The 25,025-nt window shown below is 54.9% G+C and carries 21 protein-coding genes; 12 read left to right on the top strand and 9 right to left on the bottom strand.

The window, feature by feature from the left end; genetic code table 11:
• Window positions 1-17: 17 nt before the first annotated feature.
• The 3 genes from MWH02_RS12410 (at window position 18) to MWH02_RS12400 (ending at window position 3,368) form a co-directional block, all read left to right on the top strand.
• Window positions 18-902 (top strand): dihydrodipicolinate synthase family protein, encoded by an 885-nt coding sequence (locus tag MWH02_RS12410; protein ID WP_271460739.1) that lies wholly within the window; start codon window positions 18-20, stop codon window positions 900-902.
• 143 nt (window positions 903-1,045) lie between these two features.
• A complete protein-coding gene (locus tag MWH02_RS12405; protein ID WP_271460738.1) occupies window positions 1,046-1,999 on the top strand; it encodes a phosphoglycerate dehydrogenase in 954 nt (317 codons plus the stop codon).
• A gap of 43 nt (window positions 2,000-2,042) precedes the next feature.
• Entirely contained in the window at window positions 2,043-3,368 is a 1,326-nt protein-coding gene (locus tag MWH02_RS12400; RefSeq protein WP_217549089.1) for an MFS transporter, read from the top strand.
• Between the two features lie 38 nt (window positions 3,369-3,406).
• On the opposite strand, the gene yacL is transcribed toward MWH02_RS12400, so the two are convergent.
• The 3 genes from yacL to MWH02_RS12385 form a co-directional block, all read right to left on the bottom strand.
• Window positions 3,407-3,769, bottom strand: coding sequence for a protein YacL (gene yacL, locus MWH02_RS12395; protein ID WP_101762088.1), 363 nt, complete (start codon window positions 3,767-3,769; stop codon window positions 3,407-3,409).
• Window positions 3,770-3,939: 170 nt separating this feature from the next.
• Entirely contained in the window at window positions 3,940-6,537 is a 2,598-nt protein-coding gene (gene acnB, locus MWH02_RS12390) for a bifunctional aconitate hydratase 2/2-methylisocitrate dehydratase (RefSeq protein ID WP_101762089.1), read from the bottom strand.
• A 238-nt stretch (window positions 6,538-6,775) separates the two neighbouring features.
• Complete coding sequence (locus MWH02_RS12385) at window positions 6,776-7,033, bottom strand: aldo/keto reductase (RefSeq protein ID WP_271460737.1); 258 nt, start codon at window positions 7,031-7,033, stop codon at window positions 6,776-6,778.
• A gap of 12 nt (window positions 7,034-7,045) precedes the next feature.
• On the opposite strand from MWH02_RS12385, the gene MWH02_RS12380 reads away from it, so the two are divergent.
• Both MWH02_RS12380 and MWH02_RS23105 read left to right on the top strand, forming a co-directional pair.
• Window positions 7,046-7,288: a LysR substrate-binding domain-containing protein gene (locus MWH02_RS12380; protein WP_439652369.1), complete on the top strand. Its 243-nt coding sequence runs from the start codon at window positions 7,046-7,048 to the stop codon at window positions 7,286-7,288.
• A 283-nt stretch (window positions 7,289-7,571) separates the two neighbouring features.
• Window positions 7,572-7,718 (top strand): Hok/Gef family protein, encoded by a 147-nt coding sequence (locus MWH02_RS23105; protein WP_110867540.1) that lies wholly within the window; start codon window positions 7,572-7,574, stop codon window positions 7,716-7,718.
• 144 nt (window positions 7,719-7,862) lie between these two features.
• Here MWH02_RS23105 and lpdA read toward each other — a convergent pair whose 3' ends face one another.
• From lpdA to pdhR, 4 genes are all read right to left on the bottom strand, one after another.
• Window positions 7,863-9,287, bottom strand: coding sequence for a dihydrolipoyl dehydrogenase (gene lpdA / locus MWH02_RS12375; RefSeq protein ID WP_271460736.1), 1,425 nt, complete (start codon window positions 9,285-9,287; stop codon window positions 7,863-7,865).
• A 173-nt stretch (window positions 9,288-9,460) separates the two neighbouring features.
• On the bottom strand, window positions 9,461-11,356 hold the full coding sequence (aceF, locus tag MWH02_RS12370) for a pyruvate dehydrogenase complex dihydrolipoyllysine-residue acetyltransferase (protein WP_271460735.1): 1,896 nt from the start codon (window positions 11,354-11,356) through the stop codon (window positions 9,461-9,463).
• 14 nt (window positions 11,357-11,370) lie between these two features.
• Window positions 11,371-14,037 (bottom strand): pyruvate dehydrogenase (acetyl-transferring), homodimeric type, encoded by a 2,667-nt coding sequence (gene aceE / locus MWH02_RS12365; protein ID WP_101762093.1) that lies wholly within the window; start codon window positions 14,035-14,037, stop codon window positions 11,371-11,373.
• Window positions 14,038-14,164: 127 nt separating this feature from the next.
• A complete protein-coding gene (gene pdhR / locus MWH02_RS12360; protein ID WP_008108566.1) occupies window positions 14,165-14,929 on the bottom strand; it encodes a pyruvate dehydrogenase complex transcriptional repressor PdhR in 765 nt (254 codons plus the stop codon).
• Window positions 14,930-15,442: 513 nt separating this feature from the next.
• Here pdhR and aroP point away from each other — a divergent pair.
• From aroP to MWH02_RS12345, 3 genes are all read left to right on the top strand, one after another.
• Window positions 15,443-16,798 carry an aromatic amino acid transporter AroP gene (gene aroP / locus MWH02_RS12355; protein ID WP_110867537.1) on the top strand — a complete coding sequence of 452 codons (1,356 nt, stop codon included), beginning with the start codon at window positions 15,443-15,445 and terminating at the stop codon, window positions 16,796-16,798.
• A 161-nt stretch (window positions 16,799-16,959) separates the two neighbouring features.
• Complete coding sequence (locus tag MWH02_RS12350) at window positions 16,960-18,366, top strand: glycoside-pentoside-hexuronide (GPH):cation symporter (protein WP_271460734.1); 1,407 nt, start codon at window positions 16,960-16,962, stop codon at window positions 18,364-18,366.
• Window positions 18,363-19,316 carry a glycoside hydrolase family 43 protein gene (locus MWH02_RS12345; RefSeq protein ID WP_271460733.1) on the top strand — a complete coding sequence of 318 codons (954 nt, stop codon included), beginning with the start codon at window positions 18,363-18,365 and terminating at the stop codon, window positions 19,314-19,316. Before MWH02_RS12350 ends, MWH02_RS12345 begins: the two co-directional genes overlap by 4 nt.
• Here the strand turns inward: MWH02_RS12345 and ampE are convergent.
• Entirely contained in the window at window positions 19,298-20,152 is an 855-nt protein-coding gene (ampE, locus tag MWH02_RS12340) for a beta-lactamase regulator AmpE (protein ID WP_271460732.1), read from the bottom strand. The genes MWH02_RS12345 and ampE overlap by 19 nt on opposite strands.
• A 16-nt stretch (window positions 20,153-20,168) precedes the next feature.
• Entirely contained in the window at window positions 20,169-20,720 is a 552-nt protein-coding gene (gene ampD, locus MWH02_RS12335; protein WP_101762099.1) for a 1,6-anhydro-N-acetylmuramyl-L-alanine amidase AmpD, read from the bottom strand.
• Between the two features lie 180 nt (window positions 20,721-20,900).
• Here ampD and nadC point away from each other — a divergent pair, with 180 nt between their 5' ends.
• The 4 genes from nadC to hofC all read left to right on the top strand — a co-directional run bounded on the left by nadC (window position 20,901) and on the right by hofC (window position 24,998).
• Window positions 20,901-21,797 (top strand): carboxylating nicotinate-nucleotide diphosphorylase, encoded by an 897-nt coding sequence (gene nadC / locus MWH02_RS12330; RefSeq protein ID WP_271460731.1) that lies wholly within the window; start codon window positions 20,901-20,903, stop codon window positions 21,795-21,797.
• A gap of 177 nt (window positions 21,798-21,974) precedes the next feature.
• On the top strand, window positions 21,975-22,418 hold the full coding sequence (gene ppdD, locus MWH02_RS12325) for a prepilin peptidase-dependent pilin (RefSeq protein WP_271460730.1): 444 nt from the start codon (window positions 21,975-21,977) through the stop codon (window positions 22,416-22,418).
• Complete coding sequence (gene gspE, locus MWH02_RS12320) at window positions 22,418-23,806, top strand: type II secretion system protein GspE (RefSeq protein WP_101762102.1); 1,389 nt, start codon at window positions 22,418-22,420, stop codon at window positions 23,804-23,806. Before ppdD ends, gspE begins: the two co-directional genes overlap by 1 nt.
• Entirely contained in the window at window positions 23,799-24,998 is a 1,200-nt protein-coding gene (gene hofC, locus MWH02_RS12315; RefSeq protein WP_271460729.1) for a protein transport protein HofC, read from the top strand. Before gspE ends, hofC begins: the two co-directional genes overlap by 8 nt.
• Window positions 24,999-25,025 lie beyond the last annotated feature (27 nt).

Here is a 25,025-nt window from a genome sequence, read left to right as displayed (position 1 = left end):
GTATTATCGAGGACAACATGAGTAAGAAAATTCAGGGCGTGTTAACCGCCATCGTCACCACCTTTGATCGCGACGGCGCATTCAACCCAGCCGCCCAGCGCGAGCAGGTACAACGCCAGTTAAGCGCCGGCAACGGTATCTTTTGCGGCGGCACCAACGGCGAATTCTTCGTGCTGAACGAACAGGAGAAGCTGGCGGTAACGCAGACCTGCGTTGATGAAGTGAACGGCAGCGCACCGGTGGTGGCGCACATTGGCGAGATCTCCACGCGTGAAACCATTCGCCTTGGGAAACAAGTGGCGAAGCTGGGCGTGGATGCGGTTTCGGTCATCACACCCTATTTCGTGCCGCTAAAGCAGGAAGAGCTGATTGCCCACTATCGCGCGGTGGCTGACGCCATCGACGTGCCGCTGTTCCTTTACAACATTCCGGCGCGCACCGGCAACACGCTGCAACCGGAAACCGTACGCACGTTGGCCGCACACCCAAACATCATCGGTATCAAAGACAGCGCCGGCAGCTATGAGAGCCTGAGCGGCTTCCTGCAAGCGGCTGCAGGCATCAACAGTTTTGATGTGCTGAACGGCCCGGATTCGCTGATTCATCAGGGCTTTGTCGACGGCTGTTCGGCCTGTATTTCTGGCCTTGCTAACGTGGCGCCTAAAGAGATCAACGCAATTTGGGCGCACTTCCATGCCGGCGATATCGAAGGTTCGCGCCTGGCGCAAGAAAATGTGACCGGTCTGCGCACCGATCTGTATAGCGTCGGCTTCTCTCCCGCCGCAGTGAAAAAAGCAGTGACGCTGCTTGGTTTTGAGGTTGGTGACAGCCGCTACGCGGTGAGTTTCTCAGCCGAAGAAGAGCAGAAGATCCGCCAGATTGTGAATCAGTATTTGCAGTAATTAGAGTCATCACCATAGCAGCGTGAAGCCGATTTCAATCGCCGCACAAGCCGTAGCGGCGCGATTTTTCGCGCAATAAATTGCGCCGCTACGATGCATGCGATCCGCGGGAACGGTATTTATTTTCAACATCGGGAAGAATTATGAAAGTCATCTGTACCTCACCGTCGTTTGCAAAATATGACGCGACGCCGATAACCACGCTGCAACAGCACGGTTTTGAGCTGATCACGCTGCCCGCCGATGCGCCGCTGAGCGCACTCCAGCCGCATCTGGCGGACACCGTGGCGCTGATCGTGGCTTTTACTGACATCAATGAAGAGCTGCTGGCGTTAGCACCGCAGCTGAAAATCGTCTGTAAGCACGGCGTTGGCGTCGACAACATCAATCTGGATGCCACGCGTGCACGCGGGATTTACGTCACCAACGTGCCGGATGCCAATAAACATGCTGTCGCTGATTTCGCCTTTGCTTTGATCCTTAACAGCGCGCGTCAGATCACCCAAGCCGCCATCGAAACCCGAGCGGGCAGCTGGCCGCGTATTTTTGCCACCGACGTGTACGGCAAAACGCTGGGCATCATCGGGCTGGGCAATATTGGCAAGCAGGTCGCGCTGCGCGCCAGAGGTTTCAACATGCGGGTGATCGCATTTGATTTTTATCCTGATGAGCCGTTTGCTGCTGAAAACGGCATCGACTTCGTCACGCTGGATCAGCTGACCGAAACCAGCGATTTCATCACTCTGCACATGCCGCTTACCGACAAAACGCAGAATCTGTTTAATGCCGCGCGCCTCAAACGCATGAAGAAAAATGCCTTCCTGATTAATGCCTCACGCGGCGGCGTAGTGAATGAGCAGGATCTTTATCAGGCGCTGCTGGATAACGTGATCGCCGGAGCAGCGGCTGACGTGTTTGTGCAGGAACCGCTGACCGAGCATCCGCTGTTTACGCTTAGCAACTTCATTCCCACTTCGCATATCGCCGGTTACACCGACGGTGCGATCAGCGCGATTGGTGAACGCTGCGTGACGCAAATTGTGCAGTGCATCCAACAGGGCGAACGCCCAATCAACGTGATGAACGGGCTGGAATAACACGCCGCCTTATCCTGTAACCTTTTTCGAGTGGATAATTACTATGACTAACTCTGCGCGCTCGAGTCGTATCCGTTGGTGGATTGCTGGCCTGATGTGGCTGGCCATCGCCATTAACTACATTGACCGCACCGTTCTCTCGGCAGCGGCTCCGCATCTGATCAAAGAACTCGATATCAATCCTGAAATGATGGGCTTCATCATGGCGGCGTTCTTCTGGTCTTATGCGCTGTTGCAGATCCCGGCGGGCTGGTTTGCCGATCGCTTCGGCCAGAAAAAAGGGCTTGGTATCGCCGTCGGCTGGTGGTCGATCGCCACCATGGCGATGGGACTGGCGACCGGCTTTAAATCGCTGCTGGCGCTGCGTTTAGCACTCGGTGTCGGTGAGGCCGCCGCCTATCCCAGCAACGCGGGCATTACCGCGCGCTGGTTCCCGGATCGCGAACGCGCCACGGTTTCTGGCCTGTTCGACAGTGCCTCCAAATTTGGTGGTGCGGTGGCCATGCCGCTAATCGTCTTTATGATCGCCCTGTTCGACTGGCGTCTGACCTTCCTCGCTATAGGCGCGCTGGGCTTGTTCTGGGTGATTGCCTGGTACTTTATCTACGCCGAGAATCCGGAAGATCATAAGTCGATAAGCCAGCAAGAAGTGCGCTTCATCCGTAATGGTCAGACGCAAAAGCACGGCGACAAAAGCGTGCGTCCGATGAAGTGGTACAAGCTGCTGCGCTATCGCAATATCTGGGCAATGTGCATTGGCTTTTTCACCATCAACTACACCTCCTATTTCTTTATTACCTGGTTGCCGACCTATCTGGTGAAAGATAAAGGCATGGATTTCCTCAAAATGGGGATGGTGGCTGCGCTGCCGCTGATCTGTGGCATGGTGATTGAAGTGCTGGCGGGTTGGGCATCGGATCGGATGGTGCATAACAAAGTGCTGTCGCTGACCGCTACACGCAAACTGTTTCTCACCATCGGCCTGCTGATGGCGCTGTGTATCGGATTTGCCCCGTTCACCGATTCGGTGTTTATGACCGTGCTGCTGCTGTGTATCGCCAAATCCGGCACCACCGTGGCGGCATCACAAGTGTGGGCCTTGCCGGGCGATGTGGCACCGCAAAACAGCGTGTCGATTGTGGCGGGGCTGCAGAATACCGTTTCAAACATGGGCGGCGCGGTGGGTCCAATCATAACCGGCGCGATTGTTGGCGCAACCGGTCACTTTACCTGGGCGCTGGTGTTCTCGGCGGTGCTGGTGGTAATTGGCATTCTTAACTATCTGTTCCTGATGGGTAAAGTTGAACCTATCGTCGATGAGGAACAGGTGACGCATGCGCATTCCGTGGCAAGTGGCGCGACGCGGTAATCGGCTGGGTCGCCATCAATGGCGACCTTACTGTTTAGTTATTTACCGGCAATAAACAGCCGATAAGCGGCAATCACTGCAAGAAAATCGTCGACGCCACAGAAAGAGAGGCTCTCTTCGTCGTAATAAGTCATGCCCTCTTCCATGCCGTCATCTTCCAGCGCCAGCTGGTTGGCACGAATCATCACCTCTTCATCATCCAGCCACAGCGTGTATTCATGCCCGACACGCTGCCACTGATTGATGGTGCCTTTCACCTGTTGGGCAGCGGCCTCAACTTCATCCAGCAACGGCAGATTGTCTTTGACCTCTTCGTTGAACCAGTGCCCCACCGCTTCGTGGTCCATCGACATACGCACTTTGACCTGACCGGTCAAATCACGCAGAAATTCATATTCCATGATTGCCTCATACTGATGACGCGCTGTGCAGCACAGTGTTAGTGCATTTTGTGCGCAGCACGCTGAATAAAGTGGGATCGCGCTCGCATTATGCCTGGAGATGTCAGCGGAAAAAAGGGCATAAAAAAAGGGACGATTTTCATCGTCCCCTTGTTCATCCCGATAACCGATTAAACGGCAGTCTGGAAGATCACTGTGTCGGCTTTGTCAGTGTATTGTCCCAGCTGATCAAAGTTGAGGTAGCGATACGTGTCAGCCGCGGTCTTATCAACCTGCAGCATGAACTGCTGATACTCGTCCGGCGTTGGCAGCTTGCCAAGCAGCGAAGCGACCGCCGCCAGCTCTGCTGACGCCAGGAAGACGTTCGCACCGGTACCCAGACGGTTCGGGAAGTTACGGGTTGAGGTGGAAACCACCGTCGCGCCGTCTGCCACACGCGCCTGGTTACCCATGCACAGTGAACAGCCCGGAATTTCGATACGCGCACCGCTCTTACCAAAGACGCTGTAATAGCCCTCCTCGGTCAGCTGTGCGGCGTCCATTTTGGTTGGCGGCGCAACCCACAGACGGGTTGGCAGCTGGCCTTTATGGGCATCCAGCAGCTTACCGGCCGCGCGGAAGTGACCGATGTTGGTCATGCACGAACCGATGAACACTTCGTCAATCTTCTCGCCCTGCACGTCAGACAACCAACGCGCGTCGTCTGGATCGTTCGGTGCGCACAGAATTGGCTCTTTGATCTCGGCCAGATCGATATCGATCACCGCCGCGTATTCAGCATCCGCATCGCCTTCCAGCAGTTGCGGATCGGCCAGCCATTTCTGCATGCCTTCAATGCGGCGCTCCAGCGTACGACGATCGCCGTAGCCTTCCGAGATCATCCATTTCAGCAGCACGATGTTCGAGTTGAGATACTCGATGATCGGCTCTTTATCCAGCTTGATGGTACAGCCGGCAGCAGAGCGCTCAGCCGAGGCATCGGTCAGCTCAAATGCCTGCTCAACTTTCAGTTTCGGCAGACCTTCGATTTCCAGCACGCGGCCAGAGAAGATGTTCTTCTTCCCTTTTTTCTCAACGGTCAGCAAGCCAGCTTTGATCGCATACAGCGGAATGGCGTGTACCAGATCGCGCAGGGTGATACCCGGCTGCATTTCGCCTTTGAAGCGCACCAGCACCGATTCCGGCATATCCAGCGGCATCACGCCCGTCGCAGCAGCAAACGCCACCAGACCAGAACCTGCCGGGAAGGAAATACCGATTGGGAAACGGGTGTGTGAGTCACCGCCGGTACCAACGGTATCTGGCAGCAGCATACGGTTCAGCCAGCTGTGGATAACGCCATCGCCAGGACGCAGCGACACGCCGCCACGGTTCATGATGAAGTCTGGCAGCGTATGGTGCGTGGTCACGTCGACCGGCTTCGGATAGGCGGCGGTATGGCAGAATGACTGCATCACCAGGTCAGCGGAGAAGCCGAGGCACGCCAGGTCTTTCAGTTCATCACGGGTCATTGGACCGGTGGTGTCCTGAGAACCCACTGAGGTCATTTTTGGTTCGCAGTATGAGCCCGGACGGACACCCTCTACGCCGCACGCGCGGCCGACCATTTTCTGCGCCAGCGAGTAACCGCGGGTGCTAACAGCCACATCTTTGGCTTGCACGAACACATCGCTATGCGGCAGACCCAGCGATTCGCGCGCTTTGGTGGTCAGGCCGCGACCGATGATCAGCGGAATACGACCGCCAGCACGGACTTCGTCCAGCAGCACGTCGGTTTTCAGCTCAAAGGTCGCCAACAATTCGTCGGTTTCGTGATTGCGCACTTCGCCTTTGTACGGGTAAACGTCAATGACATCGCCCATGTTCAGACGATCAACGTCGAGCTCGATCGGCAAGGCGCCCGCATCTTCCATGGTGTTGAAGAAGATTGGAGCAATTTTACCGCCGAGGCACAGACCGCCGCCCTTTTTGTTTGGCACGTAAGGGATATCATCGCCCATAAACCACAGCACCGAGTTGGTGGCGGATTTACGTGAAGAACCGGTACCGACCACGTCGCCGACGTAGGTCAACGGGAAGCCTTTGGTCTGCAGTGCTTCGATCTGTTTGATCGGGCCAATGTTACCCGCATCGTCGGGTTCGATGCCTTCACGGGCGTTCTTCAGCATTGCCAGCGCGTGCAGTGGAATATCCGGACGTGACCATGCATCCGGCGCCGGAGAGAGGTCGTCGGTGTTAGTTTCGCCGGTCACTTTGAACACGGTGGTGGTAATTTTTTCAGCCAGTTTTGGACGCTTCAGGAACCATTCGGCATCGGCCCAGGACTGGATAATTTTTTTCGCGTGTGGGTTACCCGCTTTGGCTTTCTCTTCGACATCGTAGAAGTTATCGAACATCAGCAGCGTGTGAGACAGGGCTTCGGCAGCAATCGGTGCTAAGGCTTCATCTTCTAGCGCTTCAATCAGCGCATGGATGTTATAACCGCCCTGCATGGTGCCCAGCAGCTCAACGGCTTTTTCGCGAGTAACCAGAGGAGAGTGGGCTTCGCCCTTAGTGACAGCTGCCAGGAAACCGGCTTTTACGTACGCCGCTTCATCAACACCTGGTGGGACACGGTTGACCAACAGGTCGGTCAGGAATTCTTCTTCACCCGCTGGCGGGTTTTTCAGCAGTTCAACCAGCGCGGCCATTTGGGAAGCATCTAACGGCTTAGGTACGATTCCCTGGGCAGCACGCTCGGCAACGTGCTTACGGTATTCTTCTAGCACGACGTTCTCCTCGCTCTCATTGTATAGCTTTCCGGTGCACCCCTTGATGCTGACGAACAGTAGGGTGAGGTGCCCGGTTCCGCGTGGGGCAGCATAGCAGCATTTCGCCTGATTGTTAATCTGTTTACAAAAAAGCAACATTCGTGCGTTTTTTAGCAGCTTCATCTGCAAATTGAGCGGGATCACATAAAAAAGCAGGCTTTGAAAGCCTGCTTGTTCTCATATACGCAGAAGAGTGTTAACGATCAACCAGCACGAATTCGCTGTCGTTATAGCGTTCGCCCAGAATATTTTTCTCGCTAAACCACTCGTCCAGCGTGGCGACATCCGCATGACGTAATGCTAAATCGGCGGCGACACAGTTCTGTTCCAGATGGGCGATTTTGCTGGCACCGGGAATCGGCACAATAAACTCGCCTTTTGCCAGCACCCACGCTAACGCTAGCTGGGCGGCTGTTGCATCATAACCTCCAGCCATCTCGGTAAGTTGATTCACTAACTTCTGGTTATGAGCCTGCGCATTCTGCAGGGTGGTAATGAGCGGATATTACACGCAGCCCGTACGGGCGTAGGCATTGCCTTTCTGCATCAAGGTACGGTGCGGGAAGATTTAATTCGCGGTGACTTAGTAGAAATACTGGCGGACTTCACTCAGGTAGAAGAAGGATTCTGGCTCTACTATCCGAGCCGTAAATATCTTTCTGCTCCGCTAAGGCATTTTATTGATTGGCTTAAAGAAATTAACTTTTAATTAAAAACATCCATTACTCGATCTATTTAAATGGTTAGATAATATATGAATCCATTAATCATAAATAATTTTAGAATTAAGGTGAAATATAAGAAGTTTGGCGTACGCTGCCTGCGGGCGCTTGAGGCAACTTGCTTCAAGCTGAAAAGATTGGGGTAGGTTGTGGAGAGTGAACCCGTGAGATTAATTTTCATTAACCACACGGGTGAGCGACTTAACACCCTAACACCTAGACAATGTCAGGGTAGTCGCTTGCTCGTGCTAAATCAAGAGGAACGTGACTATGAAGTCTATATTCAGCAAGCTGATTATCAGCGGACTCATTCTATTAGGATTGTGTCTGGTTAATCGCAGTTCACTCTGTGAATTACGATTACGGATATTCACTGCTGAATTATCGGCTGTTATGGCTTACGAACCACAACAGTAAAACTTCATTAGCGGGAGTTCGCTCCCGCTATTTCGGCATTGCGCATGTGTTAGCTATCGCGCCTTTTTTATTTGTTTATGTAAATAGAACCACTAATAATAAACGGCTCCTTAAAGGAGCCGTTTATTTATTCAAAGCGCAAACTTATTTCTTTTTCGCTTTAGGGTTCGGCAGGTCCGTGATGCTACCTTCGAACACTTCGGCAGCCAGGCCGACAGACTCATGCAGCGTTGGGTGCGCGTGAATGGTCAGAGCGATATCTTCGGCATCACAGCCCATTTCAATCGCCAGACCGATTTCACCCAGCAGCTCGCCGCCGTTGCTACCGACAATCGCACCACCGATAACACGGTGAGTCTCTTTGTCGAAAATCAGTTTAGTCATACCGTCTGCACAATCAGACGCAATAGCACGGCCTGAAGCGGCCCACGGGAAGGTGGACACTTCGTAGCTGATGCCTTTCTCTTTGGCTTCTTTCTCGGTCAGACCAACCCAGGCAACTTCTGGCTCGGTGTAAGCAATGGATGGGATCACTTTCGGGTCGAAGTAGTGCTTCAGACCCGAGATCACTTCCGCCGCTACGTGGCCTTCGTGCACACCTTTGTGCGCCAGCATTGGCTGACCCACGATGTCACCGATAGCGTAGATGTGCGGTACGTTGGTGCGCATCTGCTTGTCGACGCGGATAAAGCCGCGATCGTCCACTTCCACGCCTGCTTTACCCGCATCAAGGCCTTTACCGTTCGGTACGCGACCAATCGCCACCAGCACCGCATCATAACGCTGTGCGTCAGCTGGCGCTTTTTTACCTTCCATCGATACGTAGATACCATCGTCTTTCGCTTCAACAGCGGTCACTTTGGTTTCCAGCATCAGGTTGAATTTCTTGCTGATACGCTTGGTAAAGACTTTCACTACGTCTTTATCGGCAGCCGGGATCACCTGGTCGAACATCTCAACCACGTCGATCTCTGAACCCAGCGCTTTATAAACGGTGGCCATTTCCAGACCGATGATGCCGCCGCCCATAACCAGCAGACGCTTCGGCACTTCTTTCAGTTCCAGCGCATCGGTTGAATCCCACACGCGCGGATCGTTGTGCGGAATGAATGGCAGTTCGATTGGACGAGAACCGGCCGCGATGATCGCGTTATCGAAGTTAATGGTGGTTGCGCCACCTTCACCTTCGACCACCAGCGTGTTAGCACCGGTGAATTTGCCGAGGCCAGTCACCACTTTCACTTTACGACCTTTCGCCATACCCGCGAGGCCGCCAGTGAGCTGGTTGATCACCTTCTCTTTCCACGAACGAATTTTGTCGATGTCAGTTTGCGGCTGGCCAAACACGATACCGTGCTCTTCCAGGGCTTTTGCTTCGTCGATCACTTTGGCGACGTGCAGCAGCGCTTTTGACGGGATACAGCCTACGTTCAGACAAACACCGCCGAGGGTGCTGTAACGCTCAACGATTACGGTTTCCAGACCTAAATCAGCGCAACGGAAGGCTGCAGAGTAACCTGCAGGACCTGCCCCAAGTACCACGACTTGAGTTTTAATCTCTGTACTCATCATGACCTCTTGTTTGATTACCGGCAGTCAGGAAAAAGCTTTTCCCAAGCTCTAATGCCCTATATCCGCCGGGACATTTCACCGCGAGAGTTTACAGAATTGTTAACAAACTGCCAACCGCGGCAACATTGAATGCTTACAACAAGGCCGGCTTTCGCCGGCCTTGATTAACTTCACATCACCAGACGGCGAATGTCGGACAGTGTGTTGTTGATGATGGTGATAAAGCGCGCACCATCAGCACCGTCGATCACACGGTGGTCGAAGGAGAGTGAGATCGGCATCATCAGACGCGGCTCAAACTCTTTACCGTTCCACACCGGCTCCATCGCTGACTTGGAAACACCGAGGATAGCCACTTCCGGCGCGTTGACGATTGGCGCGAAGTGCGTGGTGCCCAGGCCGCCAAGGCTGGAGATGGTGAAGCAACCGCCCTGCATGTCGCCGGCGGTCAGCTTGCCATCACGCGCTTTCTTGGAAATCGCCATCAGCTCGCGGGACAGTTCAGTGATGCCTTTCTTGTTCACATCTTTGAACACTGGAACCACCAGACCGTTTGGCGTATCAACCGCCACACCGATGTTGATGTATTTCTTCAGCGTCAGTTTCTGTGCATCTTCAGACAGTGAACTGTTGAAGCGTGGCATCTGCTCAAGAGCAGCGGCAACGGCTTTCATGATGAACACCACTGGCGTGAATTTCACATCCAGTTTGCGTTTCTCTGCTTCGGCATTCTGCTGTTTGCGGAACGCTTCCAGATCGGTGATATCGGTTTTGTCGAAGTGTGTAACGTGCGGGATCACCACCCAGTTACGGCTCAGGTTGGCACCGGAGATTTTCTGGATACGGCCCAGTTCCACTTCTTCAATTTCGCCGAACTTGCTGAAGTCCACTTTCGGCCAAGGCAACAGACCTGGCAGGCTTCCGCCACTGGCTGCTGCAGCCGGAGCCGCTTCAGCGCGTTTCACCGCGTCTTTGACGTAAGTCTGCACGTCTTCTTTCAGGATGCGACCTTTACGGCCGGTACCTTTGACTTTTGCCAGGTTAACGCCGAACTCGCGCGCCAGGCGACGAATCACCGGCGTCGCGTGTACGTAAGCATCGTTCTCAGCGAACTCGCCTTTCGCATCGGCTTTCGCTGCTACTGGGGCCGCTGCCGGTTTCGCGGCTTCTGCCGCTGGAGCCGCTTCCTGCTTAGCCGCAGGCGCCGCAGCCGGTGCCGCGCCTTCCACTTCGAACACCATGATCAGTTTACCGGTGCTGACTTTATCGCCAGTCGCCACTTTCAACTCTTTCACGGTACCGGCGAACGGTGCAGGCACTTCCATTGAGGCTTTGTCGCCTTCAACCACGATCAGGGATTGCTCAGCAGCGACTTTGTCGCCCACTTTCACCAGGATCTCGGTGACTTCAACTTCGTCGCCACCAATGTCCGGCACGTTGACGTCTTTAGCGCCAGAAGCGGCAGGTGCTGCTGCTGGAGCCGCTTCCTGTTTAGCTGCTGGAGCAGCCGCCGGCGCTGCGCCTTCTGCTTCGAACACCATGATCAGTGAACCGGTGTTCACTTTGTCGCCGGTGGAGATTTTAATCTCTTTTACCACGCCCGAGAACGGTGCCGGGACTTCCATTGAGGCTTTGTCGCCTTCAACGGTGATCAGCGACTGCTCAGCCGTTACGGTGTCGCCCACTTTGACCAAAATCTCAGTGACTTCAACTTCGTCGCCGCCGATGTCCGGTACGTTGACTTCTTTGCTGACCGCAGCAGCGGCAGCAGCTGGAGCAGGAGCGGCTTCCGCTTTCTTCTCTTCGGCTGGCGCTGGCGCCGCTTCTGCGGCACCTTCTGCGTCAAAAATCATAATCAGCGAGCCGGTTTCTACTTTGTCGCCGGTCGAGATTTTGATCTCTTTAACCACGCCCGCCTGCGGCGAAGGCACTTCCATGGAGGCTTTATCGCCTTCCACGGTGATCAGCGACTGTTCAGCTTCAACTTTGTCGCCCACCTTTACCAGGATTTCGGTGACTTCAACTTCGTCTGCCCCGATGTCCGGTACGTTAATTTCGATAGCCATTACTCTCTTACCTCTTATGCCAGACGCGGGTTAACTTTATCGGCGTCGATATTGAATTTGGTGATGGCTTCAGCCACCACTTTCTTATCGATTTCACCGCGTTTAGCCAGCTCACCCAGCGCAGCCACAACCACATACGATGCATCCACTTCGAAGTGGTGACGCAGGTTTTCACGGCTGTCAGAACGACCGAAGCCATCGGTACCCAACACGCGATAATCGCTGGAAGGCACGTAGCTGCGAACCTGTTCTGCGAACAGCTTCATGTAGTCGGTCGATGCGACGGCCGGTGCTTCGTTCATCACTTGCGCGATGTAAGGTACGCGTGGCTCATCGGTTGGGTGCAGCATGTTCCAGCGCTCACAATCCTGACCATCACGCGCTAGCTCGGTGAACGAAGTTACGCTGTAGACGTCAGAAGCGATGCCGTAATCTTTCGCCAGGATCTGCGCGGCTTCACGCACGTGACGCAGAATTGAACCTGAACCCAGCAGCTGCACTTTGCCTTTGCTACCTTCTACGGTTTCCAGCTTGTAGATACCCTTACGGATACCCTCTTCCGCACCCTGCGGCATCGCAGGCATGTGGTAGTTTTCGTTCAGCGTGGTGATGTAGTAGTAGATGTTTTCCTGCGCTTCGCCGTACATACGCACCAGGCCATCTTGCATGATGACCGCGATTTCGTACGCGTAAGACGGATCGTAAGAGATACAGTTCGGGATAGTCAGCGACTGAATGTGGCTGTGACCATCTTCGTGCTGCAAGCCTTCGCCGTTCAGCGTAGTACGACCTGAAGTACCGCCCACCAGGAAGCCGCGTGCCTGCATATCGCCGGCCAGCCACATCAGATCGCCGATGCGCTGGAAGCCGAACATCGAGTAATAGATGTAGAACGGAATCATCGGCAGGTTGTTGGTGCTGTAAGAGGTCGCCGCCGCCAGCCAGGATGAACCTGCGCCCAGCTCGTTGATCCCTTCCTGCAGAATCTGGCCTTTCTCGTCTTCTTTATAGTACGCAACCTGCTCGCGGTCCTGCGGGGTGTACTGCTGACCGTTCGGGCTGTAGATACCAATCTGACGGAACAGACCTTCCATACCGAAGGTACGGGCTTCGTCGGCAAGGATTGGAACCAGACGATCTTTGATCGACTTGTTCTTCAGCATCACGTTCAATGCACGCACAAAGGCGATGGTGGTGGAGATCTCTTTATTCTGCTCTTCCAGCAGTGGACGGAACTCTTCCAGCGTTGGCATTTCCAGCTTCTCGCTGAACTCAGCCTGACGCGTTGGCAGGTAGCCGCCCAACTTCTCACGCTGACCGTGCAGATAGTTGTACTCTTCAGAGCCTTTTTCGAAGGTGACGTATGGCAGCTCTTCGATTTTGTCATCGGCCACCGGCACATTGAAGCGATCGCGGATGTAGCGAACGCCATCCATGTTCATCTTCTTAACCTGGTGCGCGATGTTTTTACCTTCAGCAGTGTCACCCATGCCATAACCTTTGATGGTATGGGCCAGAATCAGCGTTGGCTGACCTTTGGTTTCCTGCGCTTTTTTCAGTGCAGCGTAGACTTTCTTCGGATCGTGGCCGCCGCGGTTCAGCGCGAAGATCTCTTCGTCTGACCAGTCTTTCACCAGAGCTGCGGTTTCCGGATATTTACCGAAGAAGTGCTCACGTACGTACGCGCCGTTACGGGATTTGAAGGTCTGGTAATCGCCATCAACGGTTTCGTTCATCAGCTGAATCAGCTTGCCGCTGGTGTCCTGACGCAGCAGTTCATCCCAACGACCGCCCCAAATCACTTTGATCACGTTCCAGCCAGCACCGGCAAAGATGCCTTCCAGCTCGTTGATGATCTTACCGTTACCGGTGACCGGGCCGTCCAGACGCTGCAGGTTACAGTTGATGATGAACACCAGGTTGTCCAGCTTCTCGCGGGTGGCGATGGTGATCGCACCTTTGGATTCCGGCTCATCCATCTCACCATCACCGAGGAAGGCGTAAACGGTTTGTGCTGAGGTGTCTTTAAGACCGCGGTGTTCCAGATACTTCAGGAATTTCGCCTGATAGATCGCGTTCAACGGACCCAGGCCCATTGATACGGTTGGGAACTGCCAGAAGTCCGGCATCAGTTTCGGGTGCGGGTAAGAAGAGAGACCTTTGCCCTGCACTTCCTGACGGAAGTTGTTCATTTGGTCTTCGCTCAGACGACCTTCAAGGAAGGCGCGGGCGTAGATACCTGGAGAAATGTGACCCTGGAAGAAAACCAGATCGCCGCCGTCTTTGTCGCTACGCGCGCGGAAGAAGTGGTTAAAGCACACTTCATAAATGGTCGCGGAAGACTGGAAGGAGGACATATGACCACCCAACTCCAGATCTTTCTTCGACGCACGCAGCACCGACATGATGGCGTTCCAACGAATTGCGGAACGGATACGACGTTCAAGAGAGGTGTTGCCCGGATAGTCCGGCTCATCTTCAACAGCAATAGAGTTAATGTAGTTGCTGATTGCAGAGGAACCTGCGGCAACTTTCACGCCACCTTTGCGTGCTGCACTCATTACCTGATCAATCAGATACTGCGCGCGCTCAACACCTTCTTCACGGATGACCGATTCGATCGCTTGTAGCCAATCACGAGTTTCGATCGGATCCACGTCATTCTGTAAACGTTCTGACATGGGGTGTATTCCTTATCTGTGTCTAATACGTTGAAATTATCAGGAGCCTGTCTTCTTGTGCTTTGCTTCTGGTTCACAGCACAAGAAGACAGGCCCGTCGTGTTTTCCGCACGTTCGTTGCCGTGCGTTATTCCTTACGTTGCTGTAAACGACGCAGGGAGCGTTCACGACGACTCTGCTCCCGACTTCTATCCAGCAAGATTTCCTCAATGAACGCCAGGTGACGATGAGATGCCTCGCGTGCTTGTTCTGGCTCACGAGCCACAATCGCCTCGTAGATACTGGCGCGGTGACCGCTCACTTTCGCCAGCATTTCCCGACGAGCGTAGAGCAATTCAAAATTCTGACGGACGTTTTGTTCCAGCATAGGGCCCATGGAACGCAGCAGATGCAGCAACACCACATTATGGGCGGCTTCTGTGACAGCGATCTGATACTTCATCACTGCATCCGCTTCGGCGTCGAGATCGCCGCTGTCCTGTGCCTGCTGAATATGAACATGGCAGTCGCGGATGCGCTGCAAATCTTCATCGGTTCCCCGCAGTGCCGCGTAATAGGCAGCCACGCCTTCCAGCGCGTGGCGGGTTTCCAGCAGATCAAACTGAGATTCTGGATGTTCGGCAAGCAGACCGACCAGCGGGTCGCTCAGGCTTTGCCAGAGATTTTTTTGGACGAAGGTGCCGCCGCCCTGACGACGTAGCAGCAGGCCTTTAGCTTCCAGGCTCTGAATCGCTTCGCGCAGGGATGGACGTGAGACATCAAACTGTTTCGCCAGTTCACGCTCGGGGAGCAGTTTTTCACCCGGCTGGAGCGTCCCTTCCATAATGAGGGATTCCAGCTGTTGCTCAATCGCATCGGAGAGCTTGGGTTGGCGAATTTTACTGTAAGCCATCTTCCCTTCTTATCAGCCAAACGTCCGGAGTAAATTGGTAATACCAATTGAAAAATGGTGCCGGTAAAGTAACAAAGTATTCACCTTGTGTCTATATGGGTGCGGTCACACTTCAGGGGAGGATCGTAGCGCTGGTGCGCTAACCTACCGGCATCAAGCGAGAAATCCTCCGCACGCGGCAAATGTTAACGAATTGCACTTTTACCTAACCTTACACTGAGTTAGCCCCCGAAAAACGGCCCAACCATAAGGGAAACCTATTCGTGTTCACCCTTTTTTCATGGCAGAAATACTGCGACGGGCGCGCAGAGGATGCTGCTGCTTTTTCAGTCATCTCTCAGCACAAAAAGCAAAAGCAGGTGCAAACTGACGCGCTTATCACTATTCTGAACGCCGTGGTAGCTCATGCATGCACACAGCACGCCAGATACCGTAAAGAAAAGAATACATTAAGGTAAACAGCCTTACAGTGCGGGCACTGCAGGTGCACAATAACAACATCACGAGGTTTGTATGGAACAACAGCATGGCGACACGCTGCACCGCGGCTTAAAGAATCGCCATATTCAGCTGATTGCGCTGGGCGGAGCCGTAGGTACTGGCCTGTTTCTGGGTAGCGCATCAGTGATTCAATCGGCCGGTCCGGCCGTGATTCTGGGATATGCGATTGCCGGTTTTATTGCCTTTCTGATCATGCGCCAACTCGGCGAGATGGTGGTTGAAGAGCCGGTTGCCGGCAGCTTCAGTCACTTCGCCTACAAATATTGGGGCAACTTCGCCGGTTTCGCCTCGGGCTGGAACTATTGGGTGCTGTATGTGCTGGTTGCCATGGCCGAACTCACCGCTGTGGGCAAGTACGTACAATTTTGGTGGCCGGATTTTCCTACCTGGGCCACCGCCGCCATCTTCTTTGTATTGATCAACGCCATTAACCTGACCAACGTCAAAGTGTTCGGTGAGATGGAGTTCTGGTTCGCGATTATCAAAGTGGTCGCGGTCATCGGCATGATTCTGTTCGGTGGCTGGTTGCTGTTTAGCGGCAACGGCGGCCCGCAGGCGAGCGTCAGCAACCTGTGGGATCAGGGCGGCTTCCTGCCTCACGGCATGACCGGATTGGTGATGATGATGGCAATCATTATGTTCTCGTTTGGTGGTCTGGAGCTGGTGGGCATCACTGCCGCAGAAGCCGACAATCCACAAGAGAGCATCCCGAAAGCCACCAATCAGGTGTTGTGGCGTATTCTGATTTTCTATATTGGCTCACTGGCGGTGCTGCTTTCGCTGCTGCCTTGGACGCGAGTCACTGCCGATACCAGCCCGTTCGTGCTGATTTTCCATGAGCTGGGCGATGCCTTTGTGGCCAACGCGCTGAACGTGGTAATCCTGACGGCGGCGCTATCGGTCTACAACAGCTGCGTTTACTGCAACAGCCGCATGCTGTTCGGCCTGGCGCAACAGGGTAACGCGCCGAAAGCATTGCTGAAAGTGGACAGTCGCGGCGTGCCGGTCGCCACCATTCTGGTCTCAGCCGTAGCGACCCTGCTGTGTGTACTGATCAACTACCTGATGCCAGGCGAAGCCTTTGGCCTGCTAATGGCGCTGGTGGTTTCTGCACTGGTGATCAACTGGGCGATGATCAGCCTCGCGCATCTGAAATTCCGTAAAAAGAAAGACCAGCAAGGTGTCACCACGCGCTTCAAAGCGGTGCTCTATCCGCTGGGTAACTGGATTTGCCTGGTGTTCCTCGCCGGTGTGTTGGTCATTATGCTGATGACGCCAGGCATGGCGATATCGGTATGGTTGATTCCGGTATGGCTGGTGATTCTGGCTATCGGTTACACCATCAAAAACAAACTACAGAAAGCGTAATGTTGTTCCTGCCCGGCACGCTGTTGCCGGGCAGCACTTCTGATCTGGCTCACACTTTTCCCCGCCCGCGCGTTTTGTCCATCTACCCGACCATTTGCTCCCCAGCAGATTACTGATTTTGCACAGATAATTCCTGCTCATCATATCGCTGGAGACGATCAATGAAAGGAGCAGCCCTCTCGTTCAGAGAGAAACTGGGATATGGCATGGGCGATGCCGGATGCAACATGATTGGCGGTGCCATCATGCTGTTCCTCAATTATTTCTACACTGATGTGTTTGGTTTAGCCCCGGCGCTGGTCGGTACGCTATTACTGTCGGTACGCGTACTTGATGCGGTAACCGATCCGATCATGGGCGCCATTGCCGATCGTACGCAAAGTCGCTGGGGCCGCTTCCGTCCGTGGCTGCTGTGGGTTTCCGTGCCTTACGTGCTGTTTAGCGTGCTGATGTTCACCACGCCGGAGTGGAGCTATGACAACAAGGTTATCTGGGCGTTTGTCACTTACTTCCTGATGTCACTCACTTACACCGCCATCAACATTCCTTACTGCTCGCTGGGCGGTGTGATCACCAACGATCCGGGTGAGCGCGTGTCATGTCAGTCCTATCGCTTTGTGATGGTGGGCATCGCCACGCTGATCCTCTCACTTTCGCTGTTGCCGATGGCCGAATGGTTTGGCGGCGACAACAAAGCGCGCGGTTACCAAATGGCCATGGGCGTGCTGGCGCTGATCGGTTTGGCGATGTTCCTGTTCTGTTTTGCCAATGTGCGTGAACGCATTCGCCCGGCCACGCCAAGCAACGATGATTTGAAACAAGACTTGCGCGACGTGTGGAAAAACGATCAGTGGGTGCGCATTCTGCTGCTGACCTTCTGCAACGTCTGCCCCGGTTTTATCCGCATGGCCGCCACCATGTACTACGTCACTTGGGTGATGGGGCAATCAACGCACTTTGCCACGCTGTTTATCAGCTTGGGCGTCATCGGCATGATGTTCGGCAGCACGCTGGCAAAAATCCTCACCGATCGCTGGTGCAAGCTCAAGGTGTTCTTCTGGACCAACATCGCGCTGGCGCTGTTCTCCTGCGGCTTCTACTGGATTGATCCGCACGCCACCGTCGCGGTGGTCATCGCCTACTTCGTGCTGAATATCCTGCACCAGATTCCCTCGCCGCTGCACTGGTCGCTGATGGCCGACGTGGATGATTACGGCGAATGGAAAACCGGCAAACGCATCACTGGTATGAGCTTCTCCGGCAACCTGTTCTTCCTCAAAGTGGGGCTGGCGGTGGCGGGGGCGATGGTCGGTTTCCTGCTGTCGATTTATGGCTACGATGCCGGCGCAAAACAGCAGGCCCCCAACGCGATTAACGGCATCATGCTGCTGTTCACGGTGATTCCGGGCGTGGGATATCTGATCACTGCCGGCGTGGTGCGTTTAATGAAAGTGGATCGCAACTTAATGCGTACGATTCAGGCCGATCTGGCGCTGCGCCGTGCCCATTCACACCACGAATCCCCTATCGCGTCCTCTGCGACTGCGCAACCCGGAGAGATCAAATGAGCTGGCCCAATCCTTTTATTACGCAACGCGCCGATCCCTTTATTCTGCGCCATGCCGATGGCTACTATTTTATCGCCTCGGTGCCGGAATATGACCGACTGGAGATTCGCTATGCCTCAACGCTGGCTGGCCTGATTGAGGCAGAAGCGGTAACGGTGTGGCACAAACCGGATACCGGCCCCTTTAGCGCGCTGATCTGGGCGCCAGAACTGCATCACATCAACGGGCAATGGGTGATCTATTTCGCTGCCGCACCGACGCGGGCGATAAAAGATGGCCTGTTCCAGCACCGCATGTATGCGCTGGTGTGTAATGATGCCGATCCGCTGAGCGGTAACTGGCAGCCCTGCCGCCGCGTACATACGCCCATCGACTCCTTCTCACTGGACGCCACCTACTTCCACCATCAAGGTAAACACTGGTATCTGTGGGCGCAAAAAGATCCGGCGATTCCCGGAAACTCTAACCTGTATCTCGCCGAGTTGCTCAATCCGTGGACGCTAAAAAGCGCCCCGCTGATGCTGAGCCGACCGGAGTATGAATGGGAGTGCGCAGGATTTAGCGTTAATGAAGGACCGGCGGTGATTCAGCATGGCGACCAGCTGTTTGTCACCTATTCCGCTAGCGCGACCGATGAAAATTACTGTCTGGGGATATTAAGCATTGATGTGTTGGCCGATCCACTCAACATCAACGCCTGGCGTAAATCCGCGCGACCGGTATTTGCCACCAGCTGGGATAGTCAGCAATACGGACCGGGACACAATAGCTTTACAGTGGATGAAGCGGGAAGAGCGGTGCTGGTGTATCACGCACGCAATTACACCGAAATTGAGGGCGATCCGCTGTGGGATCCGAATCGCCATACGCGCTTGAAATATTTCGACTGGCGTGAAGACGGCACACCGGATTTTGGCGTGCCGCCAGCCGATCACACCAGCGTGCCGTAGATCGTCAACAGCGCGACCACCACCACCAGCACCAGAGAAATACGTTTCGCCAACGCCACTGCAACACGTGGCGTTTCGACTTTATCCATGTGCGGATCGCGCGCCAGCGAGAACTGCGCCAGGCTGGTCAGCACCTGATATTGCGGGCGATGCAGATCGCCCAGCGCGGCAAACCACGCTGGCAGCGCACGTTCGCCGTGGCCGAGCAACGCGTAAGCCACGCCGGTCAGACGCACGGGGATCCAGTCCAAAACGTGCAGCAGACGATCAACGCCAGACTGCGAGCGCGCCAGCGGCGACTGATGCTTCGCCAGCCAGCTCTGCCAGGCGCGCAGAAACGCATAACCCACCAGCAGCACCGGGCCGTAAGGTCCACCGACCACAAACCAGAACAGCGGCGCAAGATAGAAGCGGAAGTTAATCCAAATCAGCGCGTTCTGCAGTTCACGCAGGAACTCGCGCTCGCTGCACTCAACCGGCACGCCGTGAATCAGCGTCAGTTCAGCCGCCATCGCCTGATGCGCCGCTTCATCGTCATGGCTCGCCGCTTTGAGATAGCTGTGATAGTGCAGTCGCACCGAACCCGCGCCGATACACAGCAATCCCACCAAAATCCAGAACAGCAGTTGCGCCACGCCAAACAAGATGCCTTTCAGGCTCCACACCACCAGCCAGACGATCAGCATCGCTATCACTGTCATCATCAGCGTGCGCAGCAGGGAAAAACGCTGGCGGCCACGAAACAGCGGCTCCAGCCGATGGTCCAGTTGCCAATGCTCACCCAACTTAAACAGGCGTTCCCAACCTAAAACCAATAACAAGCTAAACAACGTCATACCCGCTCCTGCTGTCTCAGGGATTCTCCTGCCTGATGGATTCTTTATAGCGCAACCAGTCAAAAGAGGAACCGGGATCGGTTTTCCGCTCTGGTGCGATATCGCTATGGCCGGTGATGCGCGCTGGCGTCAACGGATAGTGCTGCAGCAGGAGTTGAGTTACCTGTTGCAAAGTCGCGTACTGGGCATCGGTATAGGGCAGCGTATCAGTGCCTTCCAGTTCAATGCCCATGGAAAAATCGTTGCAGCTTTCACGTCCTTCAAACTGCGACACGCCGGCGTGCCAGGCGCGCTGATCGAAAGAGACGTATTGCACCAGCTCGCCGTCGCGACGGATTAAGCAGTGCGCCGCCACGCGTAAATGGGCGATGTCCGCAAAATAGGGATGCGCATCGGCAGGCAACGTGCCGGTAAATAAGCGATCAATCCACGGCCCGCCAAACTCACCGGGCGGTAAGCTGATGTTGTGAATCACCAACAGCGAGGGCACTTCATCATTTGGACGCTGATTGAAGTGTGGTGAAGGTACTTTACGCGCGCTGGTAATCCAGCCCTCTTCCAGTTTCATGCTGTTAAATCCTAAGCAAAATCAGGCTGAGAATAACATGTTTCACTCAGCAGACTTGCGACTTAATGCGCCGACACAGTTGAGTTCAGGATACTAAACATTTCACCGCCAGCAACTGGCAATGGTCGATAAATCAGGCTAAGGTGAGCGCACGAAATTTCGTCTTATAAGGGGCAAACCATGGCAACGCGTCGTTACGATCCCGATCATCGCCGTCAGGAGCTAATTAAACGTATTGAACAGGATATCCCGGAGGCCGTTGCCCGGGCGCTTCAGGAGGATTTAGGCGGCGAAGTGGATGCGGATCGCGATATCACCGCGTTGCTGCTGCCAGCAGAAAAGCAGGCGGTGGCAAAAGTCATCACCCGTGAAGCCGGTGTTTTTTGTGGTAAACGCTGGGTAGAGGAAGTATTTATCCAGCTCGGTAATAAAGTCACTCTTAACTGGCATGTAGAAGATGGACAAGCGCTGGTTGCCGATCAGCTGCTGTTCGAGCTTACCGGCCCGGCGCGCCTGCTGTTAACCGCAGAACGCACCGCACTCAACTTCGTGCAGACGCTCTCTGGCGTGGCCACCGAGGTTAGCCGTTATGTCGCCCTGCTGGCGGGCAGCGAAACCCAGTTGCTTGATACACGCAAGACCTTGCCAGGCCTGCGTACCGCGCTGAAATATGCGGTGTTGTGCGGTGGCGGTAATAACCACCGTTTAGGCCTGTCGGATGCTTTCCTGATAAAAGAAAACCACATTATCGCCAGCGGCTCGGTGCGTAACGCCGTAGAAAAAGCGCTGTGGCTGTCGCCGGATGTGCCGGTAGAAGTTGAAGTTGAATCGCTGGCGCAACTGCAGGATGCCATCGATGCCGGAGCGGACATCATCATGCTCGACAACTTTAGCCTTGAGATGATGCATGCAGCGGTTGCGCTAACCCACAAACGCGCGCTGCTGGAAGTCTCTGGCAACGTAACCGAAACCACGCTGCCACAAATTGCCCAGACCGGCGTTGATTATGTCTCTGTCGGCGCGCTGACCAAACATGTGCGCGCGCTGGATCTGTCGATGCGTTTCCGAGAGCTTTAATGCCCCGTTCTGCCGCGTGTTAGTGCGGCAGATATGCGAGCTGGCTTCCAAAATGCTGTTATCTCCGCTGTAAATCTGACGATTCTCTGCGCGATGCTTTCCAGCCTCGCGCCGCCATGACTTCCGCTTTCCCTCGTCCTTTTCTACCGTAGCGGCTCCACAACAAGGAGCCTCACTATGGACAGACAACGCGGTTTTACCCTTATCGAATTAATGATTGTGATTGGCATCGTCGCCATTCTCAGCGCCATCGGTTTACCGGCCTATCAAAACTACCTGCAACGCGCAGCGCTCACCGACATGCTACAAACCATGGTGCCGTACAAAACAGCAGTAGAACTCTGTGCCATTGAGCGCGGCGGACCGGCGCAGTGTCAGGCAGGAGAACATGGCATTCCGGTGGCCAAAGGTTCGCGCTATGTGGCAACGCTGAGCGTGGTAAACGGAACCATCAACCTGACCGGCCAGGAAAGTCTCAGCGGATTAACGGTTGAAATGCTGCCGATTTGGAGCGCAACGGATGGCACGTTGAGCTGGCAACGCACTTGTACCAGCGATAACAGCAGCCTGCGCGATAGCTGCCTTGAGCAGTTTCGCTTTGCCGACAAGGATGCCAACTGATGGACAACCCTAATAGTGCGCTGCACACGTTGTGCGCCCGTTATCAGGCGGTGATTCTGCACCATGACGCCACACTACTGCGCGTAGCGGTAGCCGACACACCCGATCCGCTGCTGCTGGAAGCGCTACAGTTCGCCAGCCAGTGCAAGGTGGAGGTCGAGTGCTGGCCTGCGGCACGGCTTGAGCAGTTGCTGCACGAGCCGGATGCCGCTGCAGCACCACGTGAACAGGCCAGCGCTGAGTCAGCGATTAACGCGGTCGATCAGATTTTGCGCCAGGCCATTCAGCGGCGCGCCTCAGATGTGCATTTTGAACCGCAGCGCCATGGACTGCGGGTGCGTCTGCGCATCGATGGCGTGTTGCACAAACTACCGCAGCCTTCTGAAGCACAACCCGCTGCGATTCTGGCGCGCCTGAAAATTCTCGGAGGATTGGATATCGCCGAACGGCGTCTGCCGCAGGACGGACAGTTTACGCTGGAAATAGAGGACAAACTGGCGGCGTTTCGTCTCTCAACGCTACCGGTAAGCCAGGGCGAAAAAGCCGTGGTGCGGCTGCTACAAAGTGAAAACAGCGCCATCACCCTCGATAAACTCGGCATGCCCGCAGCACAGCTGCGTTTACTGAAAAACGCGCTGGCGAAACCGCAGGGTTTGATTCTGGTCACCGGACCGACCGGCAGCGGTAAAACCTTCACGCTCTATAGCGGGTTAAGCGCGCTTAATGTGCCAGAGAAGAACGTTTGTAGCGTGGAAGATCCGGTTGAGATCCCGCTGGATGGTATTAATCAAACGCAGATCCAGCCGCGTAGCGGGCTCGATTTCAATCGTGTGCTGCGCGCACTACTGCGCCAGGATCCCGATGTGATTATGGTGGGGGAAATCCGTGATGCCGAGACGGCCAGCATAGCCGTTAAAGCAGCGCAGACCGGCCATCTGGTACTTTCCACACTGCATACTAACTCGACTGCTGAAACCCTGACGCGCCTGCGCCAGATGGATATTCCCGGTTATCTGCTGGGCCCCGCTTTGCAATTGGTGGTGGCGCAGCGTCTGGTCAGACGCTTGTGCGTGCATTGCCGTCAGCCGGGACAAGCCATCGCCCATCTGCCGGCCGAACTCTGGCCGGGCACACTGCAAACCTGGCGAGCGCCGGGCTGTGATCACTGCTTCTCCGGCTATTACGGGCGACTGGCGCTGTTTGAAGTCTTGCCGCTAACCAGCAAATTGCAGAATGCTATCTCGGCAGATATGCCGCTGGAACATCTGCTAACGCTGGCAAATGAACAGGGAATGAAAACATTGCTAGCTGCGGGACTGGAAGCAGTAAGTCGCGGCGATACTTCTTTCGAAGAGATGCAGCGCGTGGTGGGACTGGGCGATGGCTAATCTCTATCATTTCCGCTGGCAGGCTCTTGATACCATGGGTGTGCTGCAGGAGGGCGAATCACTTAATGCCAGCCAGGATGCGTTGCTCAATCAACTCTCCGATCGCGGCATGCTGCCGGTGAACTGGCAGCGTGGAAAATGCTGGCGTTCGCGCGACTGGAAGTGGCAGCAAAAAATCGATTTGGTGCGGCAACTGGCGACGCTGCTAAAGGCCGGCTTACCTCTGGCGGAAAGTCTGATTCTGCTGGCAGAAGGCCATCCTCATGCCGGTTGGCGGATATTACTGAAAGGATTGCAGCGCCGCGTCATCGCCGGTGAGCCCTTCTCGCAAGCCTTGCAGGAGTGGCCGCAAATCTTTCCCCCGCTGTTTCCCGCTTTGATGCAAGTGGGTGAATTAACCGGCCAACTCGACGAGTGCTGTCGCCAACTGGCGCAGCAGCAAAGCAAGCAGCAATACTTACGGCAAAAAGTGGTGAAGGCGCTGCGCTATCCCCTGTTTATCTTGCTGGTAGCGCTCGCGGTCAGTGCTGGCATGCTGCTGTTTGTTTTGCCAGAATTTGTCTCTGTCTATGCCAGTTTTGATGCGCCGCTGCCCGCTTTTACTGCTGCGGTGATGTCGCTGTCAGAACTGCTGCAGAAGGCCGCGCTGCCGCTGTCGCTAGTAGGTGCCGTATTAGTGATGATTGTGCATCAGACTTATCGACGTTCGGTACCGTGGCAAAAGCGCGTACATCAATGGTTACTGCTTATGCCACTGTTATCTCCGCTGTGGCGCGGCGGGCAGCTCAGCCAGATATACGCCATCCTGCAACTTACACAACAATCCGGTTTGACCTTGTTGCAAAGCCTGCAGGCGGTTGAAGTGACCTTGGTATCGCGATTGTGGCGCGATGCCATCGTTCAGTTGCAGCAACACATTGCTGCGGGTGCGCCGCTGCATCAGGCGCTGCAACAGCATCTGCTGTTTACACCTCTTTGTGCCCAACTCATCCGAGTGGGTGAAGAAGCGGGTGCATTAGATGTGATGCTGGCACGGCTGGCGGAGTGGCATGAGGCGCAAACATTAGCGCGCGCTGATGCTCTGGCGGCATCGCTGGAACCGATGATGATGGTGGTAATCGGCGGGATAGTTGGCACTTTAGTGATTGCAATGTATCTGCCGGTATTTGGTCTTGGTGATGCCATTCGATGACGGGCACGCTCGATGCGCGCCCGTTGT

It is taken from the genome of Pantoea leporis (assembly GCF_028048155.1).
GTDB classification, from domain to species: Bacteria; Pseudomonadota; Gammaproteobacteria; order Enterobacterales; family Enterobacteriaceae; genus Pantoea; species Pantoea leporis.
The sequence above is the reverse complement of the archived record's forward strand: the minus strand, read 5'-3'. Positions and strand labels throughout refer to the sequence as shown.